We start from the raw sequence: 17,004 nt of genomic DNA on the forward strand, positions 1-17,004 counted from the left end.
GTATTAATACTAACGCAAAATGACTCATTGAATTATTGGGTAAATATTTAGCCTAAGGGAAAATACTTAAAGACAATGGGGTTGATTAAAACATTGGTTAAGATTTAGTTAAATTTATGTCGGGTCGAGGGGTGGCCTGAATATTAAACGGGGGAAGTAAAGATGAGAAATATTGTGGCTGCTGTAGCGTATTCGCTATTAACAGTGGCGGCAGTTCCAGCTAGCGCATCAACAATCGTTTTTCAGAATGATTTTTCATCGGGATTGTCTGACCAAGAATCAGTAACAGGTCGATTTTTTGCCAGTGATGGGTATGTAGGTCACCATGGGGCATACTATACTAATTCTGAGATTAGTAGCTACAGTATCAATAGTATCAACGAACTACATGGGGCGGTGTTAAACTTTGATCTCGATTATCGTGGTGAGTCTGGTTATGATTTTCTTACCATATTGAAAGATGGTGTTCAGGTTTCGCGATGGAGTGGATTTATTGGACCGGTCACGATCAATCTCGGTGGCGTCGGTTCTGGGTCAAAAATCACGTTCCGATTTACCTCGGATGGATCGGTCGTGAATACCGGAGTAAAAATCGATAATGTCCGGATTGTCGCCGACAGTGTTTCGGCCGTTCCAGAACCCGCGACATGGATGCTGATGCTTGGTGGCTTCGGCATGGTTGGCGCGACGATGCGCTATCGGCGGCGTAGCATAGCGGTCGTGACCGCTTGAGTGCAGGGTGAATGGTGCCCCGCTGCCGTCCTCCATGGTGGGGACGGCGGGGCACCAACGCTTGTCGCTAGCCTGCTCTACTGTTTCCATTGCCCCCCGCGCGCTTTCGCGGCAACGAGCGGGCAAACACGAACGCGACAGGAGAGCGGCATGGAGACGGTCGGAGTCATCGGGGCGGGACAGATGGGCGCGGGCATCGCGCAGGTATCGGCGCAGGCCGGCTACCGCGTGCTGCTGTCCGACGTCTCGCGCGCGCAGGCGGAGAAGGGCAAGGCCGGCATCGCCAAGGCGCTCGACCGGCTGGTCGCCAAGGAGAAGATCGCCGCCGACGCCCGCGACGCCGCGCTGGCGCTGATCGAGCCGGTCGAGAGCACCGACGCGATGGGCGAGGCGGCGCTGGTGATTGAGGCGGCGACCGAGCGCGAGGCGATCAAGCGCGCCATCTTCGAATCCGTCGGCCGGGTGCTGGGGCCGGACGCGATCCTCGCCTCCAACACCTCCTCGATCCCGATCACCCGGCTGGCGCAGGCGACGCCCGATCCGGCGCGCTTCGTCGGCGTGCATTTCTTCAACCCCGTGCCGGTCATGGGGCTGATCGAGCTGATCCGCGGCCTCGCCACCGCCGACGCGACCGTCGCCCGGGTCGAGGCCTATGCCCAGGCGCTCGGCAAGCGGGTGGTGCGCGCCAATGACGCGCCCGGCTTCATCGTCAACCGCGTGCTGATGCCGATGCTCAACGAGGCGTGCTTCGCGCTCGGCGAGGGCGTGGCGACGATCCCGGACATTGATGCCGCCTGCCAACTCGGCCTCAACCATCCGATGGGGCCGCTGACGCTGGCGGACTTTATCGGCCTCGACACCTGTCTGGAGATCACCCGCGTGCTGTTCGAGGGGACCGGCGATCCCAAGTTCCGGCCCGCGCCGCTCTTGGCCAAATATGTCGAGGCGGGCTGGTACGGCCGCAAGACCAAGCGCGGCTTCTACGATTATTCGGGCGCGGAGCCGGTGCCGACGCGCTGATCCGCGCCCCTGTCTCGGATCGGTCGCCAAAGCGTCACGGCCGCGTCACGGCGCTCCTGTTTATCCGTATGGTTAACAGGGGGATAGACATTGCGCCGTCCTTCGCTCGCGCCCGCCGCGATCCTCGCCGTCCTGCTCGCCGCCGCCGCTCCGGCGGGCGCGGCGACGCTCGTGTCCCAATATGCCGTGTCGGGCAGCCGTGCCGACGCATCGGGCCTGTCCGGCGCGGGGCAGACCCGGCTGGGCGGCTTCGGCTCCGACCTCAGCTATGATGCCGCGACCGGCACCTTCTACGGCACGACCGATCGTGGACCGGGCGGCGGCGTGCTGCCCTATCAGCCGCGCCTCCAGGCCTTCACGCTCGATATCGACCGCGCGACGGGCGCGATCCGTGGCTTCGACCTGCAGGCGACGACCCTGTTCACCCAGGCGAACGGCGATGCCTATACCGGCCTGAACCCGACGCTGGCGAGCGGCAGCATGTCGACCCTGGGCGGCTCGCTCGATCCCGAGGGGCTGGCGCGCCTGCCCAACGGCCATTTCCTGGTGTCGGACGAATATGGCCCCTCGGTCATCGAATTCGACCAGAGCGGCCGGGCGGTACGGACCTTCGCCGTGCCCGCCAATCTGGTGCCCCGGCGGTCGAACGGCAGTGTCGACTATACGGGCGACCGCGACAAGGTGACGACCGGCCGCCAGGACAATCGCGGATTCGAGGGGCTGACGGTCAGCGCCGATGGCAAGACCGCCTATGCGATGCTGCAGGACCCGCTGTTCGAGGAGGGGGCGAACGGTGCCAAGGCCGATGGCCGCTACAGCCGCAACGTGCGCATCGTCCAATATGACGTCGCCACCGGCCAGCCGACCAAGCAATATATCTACCAGCTCGAAAGCCTGTCCGCCATCAATGGCCGGATCGACGGCACCGACCAGGATTTCGAGGCCAACAAGCAGGGCCGCTCGATCGGCATCTCGGCGATCCAGGCGCTGCCCAACGGCACGCTGCTGGTGCTGGAGCGCGACAATCGCGGGCTCGGCGTCGACGATCCCAATGCCGCGCTGACTGTGGGCTCTAAGCGGATCTGGCAAGTCGACCTGAGCAACGCGACCGATGTCAGCACGATCAGCCTGAAGGGCCGGAACGACCTGCCAGACGGCGTGACGCCGGTGGCCAAGAGCGCGACGCCGTTCATCGACCTCGCCGCCGCGCTGAAGGCGATGGGCCTGAGCGTGCCGGAGAAGATCGAGGGCTTCACCTTCGGTCCGCGTCTGGCGGATGGCAGCTACACGCTGATCGTCGCGACCGACAACGACTATTCGGTCACGCAGAATGGCGGCGGCACGCAGTTCGACGTCTGCACCAGCGGGCCGGGCGGCGTGAACAGCACGGTCGCGCTTGGCGCCGGCTGTCCGCAGGGGCAGCATCTGCTCGACAGCTATCTCTACAGCTTCCGCCTGAGCGCGGCGGAATATGCCAGCCTGGCCGGCGTGGTGCCGGAGCCGGCGACCTGGGCGACGATGACGCTGGGCTTCGGCCTGGTCGGCGCGGCGGCGCGGCGTCGGCGGCGGGGGGCGATGGCCGCCGCCTGATCGCCGGGACCGGGGGGCGGGTATACCGCCCCCCGGTCTTTCATCAGTCCGCGAACAGCAGGACCGGTGTTTCCAGCAGCTTCTTCAGCGCCTGCACATAGCTGGCGGCGTCCCAGCCATCGACGACGCGGTGGTCGCAGCTGATCGACAGGTTCATCAGCTTGGCGCGGACGATCGTGTCGCCCCCCATGCCATCCGGCCGGAACATCGGCCGCTCGACGATCTTGTTGGGGCCGATGATCGCGACTTCGGGCCGGTTGATGACCGGCGTGGTCGCGATGCCGCCCAGCGGGCCGAGCGAGGTGACGGTGATGGTGCCGCCGCCCAGTTCCTCCGGCTTCAGCTTGGACGCGCGCGCCGCCTCCGCCAGCCGGGTGATCTCGGTGGCGAGCTGCCAGACATTGCGGTCCTGCGCATCGCGGATCACGGGCACGGTCAGCCCGGCATCGGTCTGCGTCGCCATGCCCAGATGGACGCGGCCCGAGCGGGTGACCACGCCCGCCTCGTCGTCGTAACGGGCGTTCAGCATCGGGAAGTCGGGCAGGGTGCGGCAGATGGCGACGATCATCAGCGGCAGCATCGTCAGCTTGGGCCGGCCGCCACGGTTCGCGTTCAGCTCGGCGCGGACGCGCTCCAGCTCGGTCACGTCGATCTCGTCGACATAGGTGAAATGTGGGATGTGGCGCTTGGCGGCGGCCATGTTCTCGGCGATGCGGCGGCGCATCCCGATCACGCGCACCTGCTCGTCCGCGCGCGCACGGCTGGCGCCGGGGGCGCCATAGCCCTGGGCCGCATGGTAGCGGAGATAGGCGTCGAGATCGGCATGGCGGACGCGGTCGCCATCCGTCTTCACCTGCGCCAGGTCGATGCCCAGGTCGCGTGCCCGGGCGCGGACGGCCGGCGAGGCCAGCACGGGAGCGGCCGGGTCGGGTTGTGCTGGGGCCGGTTCGCGCTTCGCCTCGGCGGCTGGCGCGGGGGCCGGCACCGGTGCGTCCTGCGCGGGGGCAGGGGCAGGGGCAGGGGCAGGGGCGGGGACAGTCGCCTGCTCGACGCCGGGATTCTCCGCCTCCAGCACCGGTTCCTCGGTAGCGGGGGAGGCGGCGTCCGTCGCCGTGCCGCTATCCTCGGCCTCGGTCTCGATCACCACCAGCGCCGCGCCGATCGCGACCTGGTCGCCGACCGCGCCGGCCAGCGCGACCACGGTGCCGGACACGGGGGATTCCATTTCCACCGTCGCCTTGTCGGTCATCATGTCGGCGATATTCTGATCTTCCTCGACCCGGTCGCCGACCGCGACGTGCCAGGCGACGATCTCCGCCTCGGCGATGCCCTCGCCGATATCGGGCAGGCGGAAGGTGAAGCGAGCCATCAGAAACCTCCGTGGATGCCGGCCGGACGCGCGGCATCGGAATGGAATGAGAAGGGGGACAGGCGAAGCATCATGCGTTGCTCATGATCTTCTTGAGGGCCTGGCCGATCCGCACGGGGCCGGGGAAATAGGCCCATTCCAGGCTGTGCGGATAAGGCGTATCGAAGCCGGTGACCCGCTCGATCGGCGCTTCCAGATGATAGAAGCAGCGTTCCTGGACCAGCGCCGACAGCTCCGCACCGAAGCCGGAGGTGCGCGTCGCCTCATGCACGATCATGCAGCGGCCGGTCTTCCTGACCGATTCCTCGATCGTCTCGATGTCGAGCGGCACCAAGGTCCGCAGGTCGACGATCTCGGCATCGACCCCGGCCTCCTCCACCACCGCGCGGCAGACATGGACCATGGTGCCATAGGCCAGGATGGTCAGCGCCTCGCCCGGCCGGACGATCGCCGCCTTGCCCAGCGGCACGCGATAATAGCCCTCGGGCACCGCGCCGCCGGGATGCTTCGACCAGTTTTCCGCCGGCCGGTCCCAATAGCCGTTGAACGGGCCGTTATAGATACGCTTCGGTTCGAAGAAGATGACGGGGTCATTGTCCTCGATCGATGCGATCAGCAGCCCCTTGGCGTCATAGGGGGTGGACGGGATCACCGTCTTCACGCCCGAGACATGGGTGAAGATGCCCTCGGGCGATTGCGAATGGGTCTGCCCGCCGAAGATGCCGCCGCCAAAGGGGGAGCGCACCGTCATCGGCGCGATGAACTCGCCCGCCGAGCGATAGCGCAGCCGCGCCGCCTCCGACACGAGCTGGTCGAGCGCGGGATAGATATAGTCGGCGAACTGGATCTCCGGCACCGGGCGCAGGCCATAGGCGCCCATGCCCACCGCGACGCCGATGATGCCGCATTCGCTGATCGGCGTGTCGAACACGCGGGTCTTGCCATATTTGGCCTGGAGCCCGGCGGTGGCGCGGAACACGCCGCCGAAATAGCCGACATCCTCGCCCATCACGACCACATCGGGATCGCGCGCCATCACGATGTCGAGCGCGGAGTTGATCGCCTGGATCATGTTCATGCGGACGGTGTCGCCCGCGGCGGCGGGGGCGGAATCTTGCAGGGTGGTGACGTCAGTCATCGGAGGGTTCCCACGGCCATCCCGGCACGGGCCGGGGTCCAGATGCGAGACAAAGGGAGGTGCGCGAGGCCGCTCGATCGCATCGGCATCGCGCCCGGACCCCGGCCTTCGCCGGAGTGGCGCGGGGCCGGCGGCGCAACGGTCACTTGCGCGCCCATGGCCGGCCCGACGCCTCTTCCTCGGCCATCATCTGCGCCTGCTGTTCGCGCAGGTGCCAGGGCATCTCCTCGAACACGCCGTCGAACAGCGTGTCGAGCGGCTGGTGCAGGCCATGGCCGAGAATGCCGTTGGCCTCGGCCGCCTTTTGCGCGGCGCGGACCTCCTCGGCGCATTCCTTGTCCTGCGCGGCGTGGCGATCCTCGTCCCACTCGCCGATCGCGATCAGGTGATCCTTCAAGCGGCGGATCGGGTCGCCCAGCGGCCAGGCGGTAGGCTCGCCGGCCGAGCGATATTGCGAGGGATCGTCGGAGGTCGAATGCCCCTCGGTGCGATAGGTGAAATGCTCGATCAGGGTCGGCCCCTGGTTGGTCCGCGCCCGCTCCGCCGCCCATTGCGTCGCGGCATAGACGGCGAGCGCGTCATTGCCGTCGACGCGCAGGCCGGCGATGCCATAGCCGATCGCCCGCGCCGCGAAGGTCGTCGATTCCGCGCCGGCGAAGCCGGAGAAGCTGGAGATCGCCCATTGGTTGTTGACGACGTTCATCACCACCGGCGCGCGATAGACGGCGGCGAAGGTGCAGGCATTGTGGAAGTCGCCCTCGGCGGTCGATCCCTCGCCGCACCAGACGGCGGCGATGCGCGAATCGCCCTTGGCGGCCGATGCCATCGCCCAGCCCACCGCCTGCGGATATTGGGTGGTGAGGTTGCCGGAGATGGAGAAGAACCCGGCCTCGCGCGCCGAATACATGATCGGCAGCTGCTTGCCCTGCAACCGGTCGGCGGTGTTCGAATAGATCTGGTTCATCATGTCGACCAGCGGCCAGTCGCGCGCGATCAACAGTCCCTGCTGGCGATAGGAGGGAAAGCACATGTCCTCGTAATCGAGCGCATGGGCGGCGGCCACCGCCACCGCCTCCTCGCCCAGCGCCTTCATGTAGAAGCTGGTCTTGCCCTGGCGCTGCGCCCGGAACATGCGGTCGTCAAAGGCGCGCAGCCGCACCATGTTGCGCAGGATGCGGCGCAGCACGTCGGGCGACAGGCGCGGGTTCCAGGGCCCGACCGCCTGGTTGTCGTCGTCCAGCACCCGCACCAGCGTATAGGCCAGTTCCGGGAAGTCGGCGGCGGGGGCGGCGGTGTCGGGACGGCGCGCGGCGCCGGCAGGGGGGATGTCGACCGCGGTGAAATCGACCGCATCGCCGGGGCGGAACTTGGGTTCCGGCACGTGCAGCGACAGGCGCGGCAAATTGGTCGGCAGCTCGTCGCGAGGCTCTTCGGCCACGATCATCTCTCCGGTTCGGCCGCGGTCGAGTCCGCGTGTCACGTTGGAATTTGCTTTTGCGCGACGGTTATAAAATTTCAAGCGTCGATCGTCGCGTCCCGCCGTGACCGGGGCGAATGGATGGTCTCCCAGGGCGGTGTCTACCCTATGTTAGGAAGTCGTTCCTATATCCATTCCTAGAGGGAGTGTCGTCGATGTATATGGGGCCAATCACCGCCGCGCGGCCGCCCAGCGGGCGGACCATGCGCCGCATCGTGGGTGTGCCGGTGTTGCTGGTTGCCGGGATCGTGATGATCCCGTGGCTTGGCCGGCAATGGGCTGGTCGCCGCGTTCGCCATCGCCGGACGCGCCACCGTCAGGCTGCCGCTACTTCTCGTCAGCGCCGTGGATTATGCCGGCGAGGTCGCGATCGGCCGCTGAATAGCCGACATGGGGAGCGGCCGGATCGCGCCGGTCGCTCCCCATGTGGCTCAAGCGCCGACGGACTGTTCGATCACGCCGAAGATCGGATGGTGGCGATCATCCTCCATCCAGATTCGCACCGTGTCGCCCTGCTTCAGGAACGGCGTCTTCGCCGCGCCGTCCAGGATCGTCTCCACGGTCCGCTGCTCCGCCAGACAGGCATAGCCGACCCCGCCCGCCGCGATCGGCTTGCCCGGCCCGCCATCGGCGTCGCGGTTGGACACGGTGCCCGATCCGATGATCGTGCCCGCGCCCAGCGCCCGGGTCCTGGCGGCATGCGCGATCAGCGTGCCGAAGTCGAAGGTCATGTCCTCGCCCGCCGCGATCCGGCCGAAGGGCTGGCCCGTTCAGGTCGACCATCAGCGTGCGGTGCAGCTTGCCGTCCCGCCACCAGTCGCCCAGCGCCTCGGGCGTGACGAAGACGGGCGAGAAGGCGCTGGCCGGCTTGGACTGGAAGAAGCCGAAGCCCTTGGCCAGTTCGCCGGGGATCAGGCCGCGCAGCGACACGTCGTTGGTCAGGCCGACCAGCCGCACCGCCGCCAGGGCTTCCGCGCGGCTGGCGCCCTGGGGAACGTCGCCGGTGACGACGACCACCTCGCCCTCCAGGTCGCAGCCCCAGCTCTCGTCGGCGAGCGGGATCGGATCACGCGGCCCCAGAAAGCCGTCCGACCCGCCCTGGTACATCAGCGGATCATGCCAGAAACTGTCGGGCAGCTCCGCGCCGCGCGCCTGCCGCACCAGCGCGACATGGTTCACATAGGCCGATCCGTCCGCCCATTGATAGGCGCGGGGCAGGGGGCTGGCGGCGTCATGTTCGTGGAACCGGCCGCGCGGGATCGCCCCATGTTCCAGGTCGGTCGCGAGGTTCTCGAGCGCGGGCGCGAACTGGTCCCAATCGTCCAGCGCGGCCTGCAGGGTCGGCACGATATGCCCCGCATCGGCATACCAGGCGAGATCATTGGATACGACGACGAGCGTCCCGTCACGACGGCGTCCGCTGGCATCCTTCAGACTGGCAAGCTTCATGGCTTCTCCTCTTCCAAGGCGGCAGTCTAGGCCGGCCGTCGCGGTCGGGCAACGATCCTCGGCCCACGTCACCGAACCGTCATCCCCGGTGAACCCCCGGTTTACCGGTTGGCTCCTAGGGAAGGGGCAGGGGGTATACCATGTCGAGACACCATGCTGGGGAATGACGAACGCATCGGGCGGGCCGCCGACTGGATCGGCGAGCGCCACATGCTGCGCGTCGACCAGCCCTTGCCGGCGGCGGCGGAGATGTTCCGCAGCTGTCCCGCGCTCCGGATGCTGGTCGTCGTCGATGCGGACAACCGGCCGGTCGGCGCGATCTACGACAGCGACATGCGCGCCCTGCTCTACAGCCCCTATGGCTATTCCCTGCTCTGCAATCCCAGCTTCGGCGCCACACTCGAATCAATGATGCGACCGGTGGCGCTGGTCGAGGCGGACGCGACGCCATCGGCGGTCCTGGCCGCCTTCGCCGACGCGCCGCAGGGGTGCGAGGGGCTGGTGGTGGTGCGCGACGGTCGGGTCCTGGGAGCGATCGGCCAGCCGACCCTGCTCCGGCTGGTGGCGGAGAGCGACGCGGCCGAGGCGCGCCGCCGTGCCGCGCGCGCGGACCGGATCGATGCGGCCAGCCGGTGCTTCCAGGCCGATGCCCGCGATCTGGCACGACAGCTGACCGAGGCTTCGGATCAGGTGGCGACGGTGTCCGGCCGGATGGCGGTGCGCGCCGAGGATATCGGCCGGGGCATCGCCGAGGTGGCGAGCGCGTCCGACCAGGCGGCGCAGGCGATGCGGCTGGTCGCGGATCGCGGCGAACAGCTTGCCGGTGCGCTGGCGACCGTGGAGGCGCGGACCGGCGATACCCATGGGGCCACTTGCGCGGCGGTGCGACTGGCGGCGGATGGCGCGGAGGAGGTCGAGTCGCTGCGGCTGGCGGCCGGCGCGATCGAGGCGGCGGTCAACGAGATCGAGGAGATCGCCCGCCATACCGGGACGCTGTCGCTCAACGCCTCGATCGAGGCGGCGCGCGCGGGCGCGGCGGGGGTCGGCTTCGCGGTCGTGGCGGGGGAGGTGAAGGCGCTCGCCGCCAAGACGCGGGCGGCGGCGCGCACCATCCACGACCGGGTCGCGGAGATCGGCACGGCGGTCGGCGGCGTGTACGACGTCCAGTCCGGCCTGGGCGCGGCGGTCGGCACGGTCGAGACCCTGTCCGGCGCGGTCGAGGATGCGTTGCGCGCGCAGACCGTGGCCAGCCGCGATATCAGCGTCACCGTGCACGAGGTCGGCACCGCCACCCGCGCGATCGGCGACCATGCCATCCATATCCAGGGCGGCACGCGCGCGGCGCGCGACGATGCCGCGTTGATGCGCGATCTGGCCGATACGCTGGTCGTCCGTGCCCGGTCGCTGGAGGATCAGCTCGGCCAGTTGGTGGACGCGCTGCGAGCCGCATGACGCGGTGCAGCATTGACCTATGCGGTAACCTATGGCATAGGCCCCGGTATCGAGGCGTCATGCAGCGTGGACGAACCGCTTGGTTCGAGCTCCGCCTCGGTTGTTAAGCCAGGGCTTCCCTATTCACGCGGGGTGTCATTTCTCCCCCGCCACCCGTGCGCCCGTCGCGTGCGGTGCGTGGCCTGTTGCAAGGTACTCTTTCTATGTCGTTCCAGACACTCGGCCTGTCCGAGCCGCTCGTCCGCGCGCTCGAAGCCAAGGGCTATACCACCCCCACGCCGATCCAGGCGCAGTCCATTCCCATCCTGCTCGAAGGCGGCGACCTGCTCGGCATCGCGCAGACCGGCACCGGCAAGACCGCGGCCTTCGTGCTACCGTCGATCCAGCGGCTGGCGGAAAGCGCCAAGCGCGTGTTGCCGACCCATTGCCGGATGCTCGTGCTCGCGCCGACGCGCGAACTGGCCAGCCAGATCGCCGACAATGCGCGCGGCTATGCCAAATTCTCCAAGCTGTCGGTCGCGACCGTGTTCGGCGGCACCAGCCTGAACAAGAACCGCCAGGACCTGTCGCGCGGCGTCGACATCCTGGTCGCCACGCCGGGCCGGTTGATCGACCTGGTCGAGCAGGGCTTCCTGAACCTGTCGACGATCGAGATCCTGGTGCTGGACGAGGCCGACCAGATGCTCGACCTGGGCTTCATCCACGCGCTGCGCCGCATCGTGAAGATGCTGCCGCGCCGTCGCCAGACCCTGTTCTTCTCGGCGACCATGCCGCCGTCGATCCGCGAGCTGGCCGACCAGTTCCTGCACCAGCCCAAGACCGTGTCGGTCGTGCCGCAGTCGACCACCGCCGAGCGCGTCGACCAGAGCGTCACCTTCGTCAACCAGACCGAGAAGCAGGCGCTGCTGACGCTGGTGCTGCAGGACCCGGCGATCGATCGCGCGCTGGTCTTCACCCGCACCAAGCATGGCGCGGACCGCGTCGTGAAGCTGCTGGCGGGCAACGGCATCGCCGCCAACGCCATCCACGGCAACAAGAGCCAGGGCCAGCGCGAGCGGGCGCTGGGCCAGTTCAAGTCGGGCGAGGTCCGCATTCTGGTCGCGACTGACATCGCCGCGCGCGGCATCGACGTGTCGGGCGTCAGCCATGTCGTCAATTTCGAGCTGCCCAACGTGCCCGAGCAATATGTCCACCGCATCGGCCGCACCGCGCGCGCCGGCGCATCGGGCATGGCGATCGCCTTCTGCGCCGAGGATGAGCGTCCCTATCTGCGCGACATCGAGAAGCTGACGCGCCAGAAGGTGCCGGTCCAGCCGCTGCCCGACGACTTCACCAAGAAGGCGGCGGCGATCAAGAGCTCGCGGGTCGCGGCGGTCGGTGCCGATCCCGCCCCGCGCGAGGATCGCCCGCGCGGTCCGCGTCCGCTGCCCAAGCCGCGTGCGACCCATGCGCCGTCGCCGATGGGCCAGCAGGCCCGCCATCGCGGCCGGCCGAGCCAGCGTGGTCGCGGCGGCCGGCCCGGTGGTCGCCAGCAGGCGGGCGCCTGAGTCTCCAGGCCTAACGAAACCAGCGGCCTCCCTCACCCGTTGATCCGGGTGAAGGAGAGCCGCTGATGGACGTATCCACCACCCCGATCGCCGAACGCATCGCCCGTGTCCTCGCGGGTGAGCGTCTCAGCGCGAATGCGCAAGGTGAGGAGGAATCCGCCGGCGCGCATGTCGACGCGGTCTGGCGCGAGCATCTGCCCGAGGCCTTGGCCGTGCTGCGAACGCTGCGCGAGCCTGACCGGGCAATGGCCGATGCCGGCGACGTCGCCATCTGGGAAAAGATGGTCCGCGCCGCGATCGAAGGGTCGAAGCCGCAGACGGTGGTGTTGTAACCGCCGGATCATCGCCGCGCAGTGATCCACGACCCGGTGTGGCCGGGCGCGCCCGGCCCCTTGCCCCCGCCGGAATGGGAATGGCTTGAACCGGAGCGAGGTCGCGCCGCCACTGGCGGCCCGATCTCCCCTCAGGCCTTGTCTGGCGCCTTTTTCGGCTGTGCGGCCGCCTTCGCTTCGGCCGGCGGCGGCGTCGCGAGCGCCTGCATTGCCGCCTCGCCACGATCCATCAGGTCCCCGACATCCCCCGCCGGCGTGGCGGAGGGAAGGGCGGTCATTGCCTTGCCCAGCCGTGCCGGATCGACCGGCGTCCGCGTGTCGGTCAGCATCGCGAAGACCGGCGCGGTCGGCAGGCGGTTGAAGGCGGCGGCATAGCGACCGCGCAGCCGCTCCAGCGCGGCGTTGCGGCCCAGCATCGACAAGGCGATGGCATGGCGCAGCACGATCGCCTGCCCCACGTCCGACAGGTTGCGCGGCTCGGGCAGCAAGGGCTCGCCGGTCGCGATCAGATGCGTCCAGTCGCGCTCCCGCCAATAGATCTCGCTGGCGATGCCCCGAGAGTCGGGCACGTCCTGCAACGTCGCCATAGCATCCGCCGGCTTGCCGAGCAGCGTCAGCGCCGCGGCCTCGACCCGGTGCCGGTCGGCCGTCATGCCGGCCGGATAGGGGATGGGCGCGGTCCGGCGCAGCAGCCGCACCGCCTGGTCCGGCGTGCCCGCCAGCACCCGTAGCGTCGCCACCCGGATCGACAACGGGCCGGTCTCGATATCCTGCGCACGTTGCTGCAACTGATAGTCGAGCAGGTCGGCGGCGCGGCCGTACAGCCCCACATCCTGCAACCGGCCGGCCAGAACATAGGCGAGCTTGTCGCCGCTGTTGCCGGCGGGGGCCAGGTCGCGATAGTCCCAGAACAGCCCGGCCGCCTGGTCGAGCGGCAGCCCCGATCCCGGCGACAGCGCCGCCACCAGCATGGATTGCAGCGTCGCGAGCAGCGTGCCGGTGGTCGCGGTCGGCCCGCCATAGCGGAACAGCGCGGCCCCCGCCATGAGCGCCTGGCGCGTGTCGTTGCGCTGTTCGGCCAGATCCATCCACAGGCGCAGGGTCGCGCGTTCGGTATCGTCGCCGCGCCAGCGAAAGGCGAGCGCCTCCAGCCGCTTCATCGCGTCGCCCGATTTCAGCGTGCCGGCCTTCAATCCGGCCTGGACCAGCGCGAGTTCGGCTTGCGCGCGCTGTTCGGCATCGCCGCTGATTGCCACGCGTTCCAGCCGCAGCCGCGCCTCCTGCGGATCGCCGAGCGCCATATGGCTGCGGCCGCGCAGCAGGTTGGCGGCGGGATCGCCGTCCGGCGCGGCCTTCAACCAGGCGAGGGCGGCGCGATAACCGCCCAGCGCCACGGCCGCTTCGGCGGCGGCGTCGACGAAGGGCAGGCGCGCCAGGTCGCTGCGCGCCTGCAACGCCGGCATCGCGCAACGGAGCTGGCGCAGGGCGGGGCCGGGCTGGTCGTCCTTGGCGAGCATCCGCATCCGCCACAGACAGCTTTCCGGATCGTCGGCGAGCGAGTCGGTGGTCAGCATCTCCAGCGCGCCGTCCTGATCGCCGATCTGGGCCAGCGCGACGCCGCGCGCCCGGCGCCAGGCCGGGACCAGCGCCAAGTCGGGGTCGTCGGCGCCCATCACGTCGAGCACGCCCACCGCATCCGGTCCGCGCCCGATCGCCAGCAGGCCCGTCGCCAGGGTCCAGCGCGCCGCCTGCCGCGTCTCCGGCGTGGAGGTGGCGATGCTATGCCAGGCGGAGTCCGTGTCGATGCGCGTCCAGGCTTGCGTGCCGGGCAGCGGTTGTTCCGCCAGCGCGGGGGCGAAGCCCGGCAGCCGGGCCATGGGTACGGCGCGACCGGCACCGGCCTGCGGGGGCGGGGCCGCACCGATCACGAGCATCAGGGTCGCCGCGCCGGCCAGCCGACGGATCATGCGCCGATTCCCAGACGCGCGACGGCGGCGCCGGCGGCAACCGCGCCAATGGCGAACAGCAATATCGGCAGCAACCCCATGCCCTTGCCGGCGGCCGGAGCCTTGCCGACCTCCTCGACGATGACGTCGCCGGGTGCGCCGGCCTGGCCGTCAACCATCTTGATCTGGGCCGGTCCCTGATCCTGGCTCATCGTCTCATTTACCCTTTGCGTACACTTCATTATAGGATGGTGACGGGTAAGTTGCCTGTGGCGGTCGGGCTGGAGCGTCATTTTCTGGAAGCCATTGATGTCGCGCTTACTTATTATCCTATTAACGCTCATCCCGCTGACGATACCGCTCCCGGCGGCCGCTTCCGGCCATGGGGGCGGCGGTGAGGGCGGGCCACAATTCGTCACCTTGACCGAACTGCGCGTGCCGATCGTGCAGGGGGACCGGGCCGATGGCCGGTTGCTGGTCACGCTGGCGTTGAAGGTCGACGACTCGGCCGAGGCCGCGGCGATCAACAGCGTGATGCCCGCGGTGCGTGAGCGCGCGATGATGGCGACGAGCGAATTCGCCCGCCTCCACGCCTCGCCCTATCTCCCCGTCGATGCCGAGCGGCTGGCCAAGGCGATCGATGGCGCGCTGCACGACCAGGTTCCGGGTGCTTATATGCTGCTGGTGACCAAGGTGTCGGCGGTGACGGCGTGAGCGATGCGGCCGACATCGGAGCGATTCCGCCGTCGGCCCGCTGTCCGTTCGGCCGCTTCATCGACTGGTTGACGCTGCGGCATACCTCGCCCGAACTGGCGGCCGACCAGTTGCGCGACCTCTCGCAATATATCGCCCTCATCTACGGCATCGTGGCCGCGAACATGCTCTTCTGCTTCTGGGGGAGCTGGACCACTATTTCTCTCTGGGTGATCGGAGCGATCCTGTTGCCGATCGCGGCGATCGTCACGATGCGCATCCGCTGGTGGCGTGCCATACCCGATCGGGTGCCGCGAGGCAGGGGCTGTGACCTGCGATCGTTGCGTCTGATCATCCTCATCATGCCGATCGCCGGTCTGCTGTTCAGCACGCTGGCGATCCTGGCGTGCAGCGCCTGGCATTCGATGGCGCTGGGGTCGGTGGTCCTGTTCGTGGTGCTTTGCGTCATCGCCTGCATGTCCTGCCTGCGCGCCCTGCCACAAGCGGCCTTGCTGGCGGCGTGCGTCGTGCTGCTGCCGCACTTGTTCTTCGCGATCCGCACGGGGGCCCATGCCGAGCTGTTCACCATCGGTCAGCTGGCGATCCTGCTGGCGATCGTGCAGGTGATGCTGACGATCAGCTTTCGCCAGTTTTGCGCGCTGAGCGAATCCCGACGCGCGCTGATGGCGGAACGGTGCGCCGCCCTCCGACGCGCCGATGAGCAGCAGCGCCTGGCCCGGCGGGATTCGCTGACCAGTCTTTGCAACCGTTCCCATTTCTTCGACATCTTCGACCGGATGATGGCGGCGGACGACATGCCCTTCGCGGTGGCGGTGATCGACCTGGACCGGTTCAAGCAGGTCAACGACCTGCACGGCCATGCGGTGGGCGACCAGTTGCTGACGATGGTCGGTGAGCGGCTGCGCGCCGCCGGTAGTCGGAGCGATACGGATGGCAGCATCGTCGTCGGGCGGCTCGGCGGCGACGAGTTCGGCGCGCTGATCCCGGCCGGCATCGATCCGCTCGCCTGGGGAGAGGTGGTGTGCGAAAGCTTCGCCCGGCCCTTTTGCGTGCAGGAGCTGGAGATCGTCAGCCGCTGCACCATCGGGGTCGCCCAGTCGATCGAGGGGATGCGCTGCGCGCGCGAACTGTACGGCCGCGCCGATCATGCGCTCTATCGCGGCAAGGCGGAGGGGCGGGGGCGGTGCATCCTCTTCTCGCCCGAGGACGAGATGCGGCTCCGCTCGCACCAGACGCTGGAATCGGTGCTGCTGGCGGCCGATCTGGAGGCGGAGCTGGACCTGTGCTTCCATCCGGTGGTGAATACCGAGACGCTGGTGGTCGGCGGGGTCGAGGCGCTGGCGCGCTGGACCAGCCCGGTACTGGGTGTGGTGGGGCCGGACCGCTTCATCCCGATGGCCGAGGACCTGGGCATTATCGGCCAGATGACGCTGGTGCTGCTTCGCAAGGTGCTGGTGCAGAGCCGCCGCCTGCCGACCGAGCTGTGCGTCTCGATCAACCTGTCCGCCAAGGACATCGTCGCCGACCGGATCATCGACGCGGTGATCGCCGAGATCGAGGCCAGCGGCTTCGATCCGCGCCGCCTGATTATGGAGATTACCGAGACGGCGGTGATCCGCAACCATGAGATCGCCATCCCCAACATCGCCCGGCTGCGCGCGCTGGGGATGCGTGTCGCGCTGGACGATTTCGGCACCGGTTTCTCCAGCCTTACCCATTTGCAGCGCCTGCCGATCGACAGCGTCAAGCTCGACCGCAGCTTCGCCGCCAATATGGAGAACGAGGTCGGCGGCAAGGTGGTGGCGGCGGTCGCCGGCCTGTGCCGGACGCTGGACCTGACCAGCCTGATCGAGGGGATCGAGACGCCCACCCAGCTGCGGCGCGCGCGCCAATATGGTTATCGCTATGTTCAGGGCTATCTGTTCGCGCAGCCGATGACGATCGAGGCGCTGTTGCGCTGGCTGGACGAAGACCGTCGGCCGCCGCTGCACGGCCGCTCCGTGGCGGGCGGCCGCGCCGCCAGCGTCCGTTAAGAGGCGGGGGGCGGCCTGCGGTAAGATGGTGCGCCCGCCACAGGGCGGCGGCGCGAACCGGCGTGGCGGCGTGGCTTGGCAAAGGCCGCCGGAATATGGACTGCGCTTCGACCAGGGGATGTGTTGAGTGGCGCATCCGGCTGACGCATCCGGCTGACCACGCATGGCGCCGCACTGCCCTGCTGCGCGGCCACAAGACAGGTGG

Annotated in this window: 12 protein-coding genes and 3 pseudogenes; 9 read left to right on the top strand and 6 right to left on the bottom strand. The window is 68.3% G+C overall.

Features of this window, described 5'->3' with window-relative positions; all coding sequences use genetic code 11:
* Positions 1 to 162: 162 nt before the first annotated feature.
* From QE452_RS00080 to QE452_RS18990, 4 genes and pseudogenes are all read left to right on the top strand, one after another.
* Positions 163 to 732 (top strand): PEPxxWA-CTERM sorting domain-containing protein, encoded by a 570-nt coding sequence (locus QE452_RS00080; protein ID WP_309729433.1) that lies wholly within the window; start codon positions 163 to 165, stop codon positions 730 to 732.
* Between the two features lie 150 nt (positions 733 to 882).
* Complete coding sequence (locus QE452_RS00085; protein WP_309658155.1) at positions 883 to 1,752, top strand: 3-hydroxybutyryl-CoA dehydrogenase; 870 nt, start codon at positions 883 to 885, stop codon at positions 1,750 to 1,752.
* Positions 1,753 to 1,938: 186 nt separating this feature from the next.
* Positions 1,939 to 3,057, top strand: a pseudogene (locus tag QE452_RS00090) (esterase-like activity of phytase family protein); the annotation flags it as partial.
* A 180-nt stretch (positions 3,058 to 3,237) separates the two neighbouring features.
* A pseudogene (locus QE452_RS18990) lies at positions 3,238 to 3,342 on the top strand (PEPxxWA-CTERM sorting domain-containing protein); the annotation flags it as partial.
* Positions 3,343 to 3,385: 43 nt separating this feature from the next.
* Here the strand turns inward: QE452_RS18990 and QE452_RS00095 are convergent.
* From QE452_RS00095 to QE452_RS00110, 4 genes and pseudogenes are all read right to left on the bottom strand, one after another.
* Entirely contained in the window at positions 3,386 to 4,711 is a 1,326-nt protein-coding gene (locus tag QE452_RS00095; RefSeq protein WP_309658157.1) for a dihydrolipoamide acetyltransferase family protein, read from the bottom strand.
* Positions 4,712 to 4,781: 70 nt separating this feature from the next.
* On the bottom strand, positions 4,782 to 5,789 hold the full coding sequence (locus QE452_RS00100; RefSeq protein ID WP_125995907.1) for an alpha-ketoacid dehydrogenase subunit beta: 1,008 nt from the start codon (positions 5,787 to 5,789) through the stop codon (positions 4,782 to 4,784).
* 202 nt (positions 5,790 to 5,991) lie between these two features.
* On the bottom strand, positions 5,992 to 7,293 hold the full coding sequence (locus QE452_RS00105) for a 3-methyl-2-oxobutanoate dehydrogenase (2-methylpropanoyl-transferring) subunit alpha (protein WP_309658158.1): 1,302 nt from the start codon (positions 7,291 to 7,293) through the stop codon (positions 5,992 to 5,994).
* Between the two features lie 464 nt (positions 7,294 to 7,757).
* A pseudogene (locus QE452_RS00110) lies at positions 7,758 to 8,775 on the bottom strand (fumarylacetoacetate hydrolase family protein).
* Positions 8,776 to 8,928: 153 nt separating this feature from the next.
* Between QE452_RS00110 and QE452_RS00115 the strand changes: the two are divergent.
* From QE452_RS00115 to QE452_RS00125, 3 genes are all read left to right on the top strand, one after another.
* Entirely contained in the window at positions 8,929 to 10,227 is a 1,299-nt protein-coding gene (locus QE452_RS00115) for a methyl-accepting chemotaxis protein (RefSeq protein ID WP_309658161.1), read from the top strand.
* 203 nt (positions 10,228 to 10,430) lie between these two features.
* A complete protein-coding gene (locus QE452_RS00120; RefSeq protein ID WP_125995887.1) occupies positions 10,431 to 11,774 on the top strand; it encodes a DEAD/DEAH box helicase in 1,344 nt (447 codons plus the stop codon).
* A 65-nt stretch (positions 11,775 to 11,839) separates the two neighbouring features.
* Positions 11,840 to 12,106 (top strand): hypothetical protein, encoded by a 267-nt coding sequence (locus QE452_RS00125; protein WP_125995886.1) that lies wholly within the window; start codon positions 11,840 to 11,842, stop codon positions 12,104 to 12,106.
* A gap of 131 nt (positions 12,107 to 12,237) precedes the next feature.
* Here QE452_RS00125 and QE452_RS00130 read toward each other — a convergent pair whose 3' ends face one another.
* Together QE452_RS00130 and QE452_RS00135 are read right to left on the bottom strand one after the other, a co-directional pair.
* Positions 12,238 to 14,073: a hypothetical protein gene (locus tag QE452_RS00130; protein WP_309658162.1), complete on the bottom strand. Its 1,836-nt coding sequence runs from the start codon at positions 14,071 to 14,073 to the stop codon at positions 12,238 to 12,240.
* Positions 14,070 to 14,264, bottom strand: coding sequence for a hypothetical protein (locus QE452_RS00135; protein ID WP_309658163.1), 195 nt, complete (start codon positions 14,262 to 14,264; stop codon positions 14,070 to 14,072). The genes QE452_RS00130 and QE452_RS00135 overlap by 4 nt, the downstream gene beginning before the upstream one ends.
* 208 nt (positions 14,265 to 14,472) lie before the next feature.
* Between QE452_RS00135 and QE452_RS00140 the strand changes: the two genes are divergently transcribed.
* Entirely contained in the window at positions 14,473 to 14,766 is a 294-nt protein-coding gene (locus QE452_RS00140; RefSeq protein WP_309658164.1) for a hypothetical protein, read from the top strand.
* Positions 14,763 to 16,799, top strand: coding sequence for an EAL domain-containing protein (locus tag QE452_RS00145; protein WP_309658165.1), 2,037 nt, complete (start codon positions 14,763 to 14,765; stop codon positions 16,797 to 16,799). Before QE452_RS00140 ends, QE452_RS00145 begins: the two co-directional genes overlap by 4 nt.
* The last annotated feature ends 205 nt before the right edge of the window (positions 16,800 to 17,004 follow it).

Source organism: Sphingomonas sp. SORGH_AS_0438 (assembly GCF_031453475.1).
Classification (GTDB): domain Bacteria; phylum Pseudomonadota; class Alphaproteobacteria; order Sphingomonadales; family Sphingomonadaceae; genus Sphingomonas.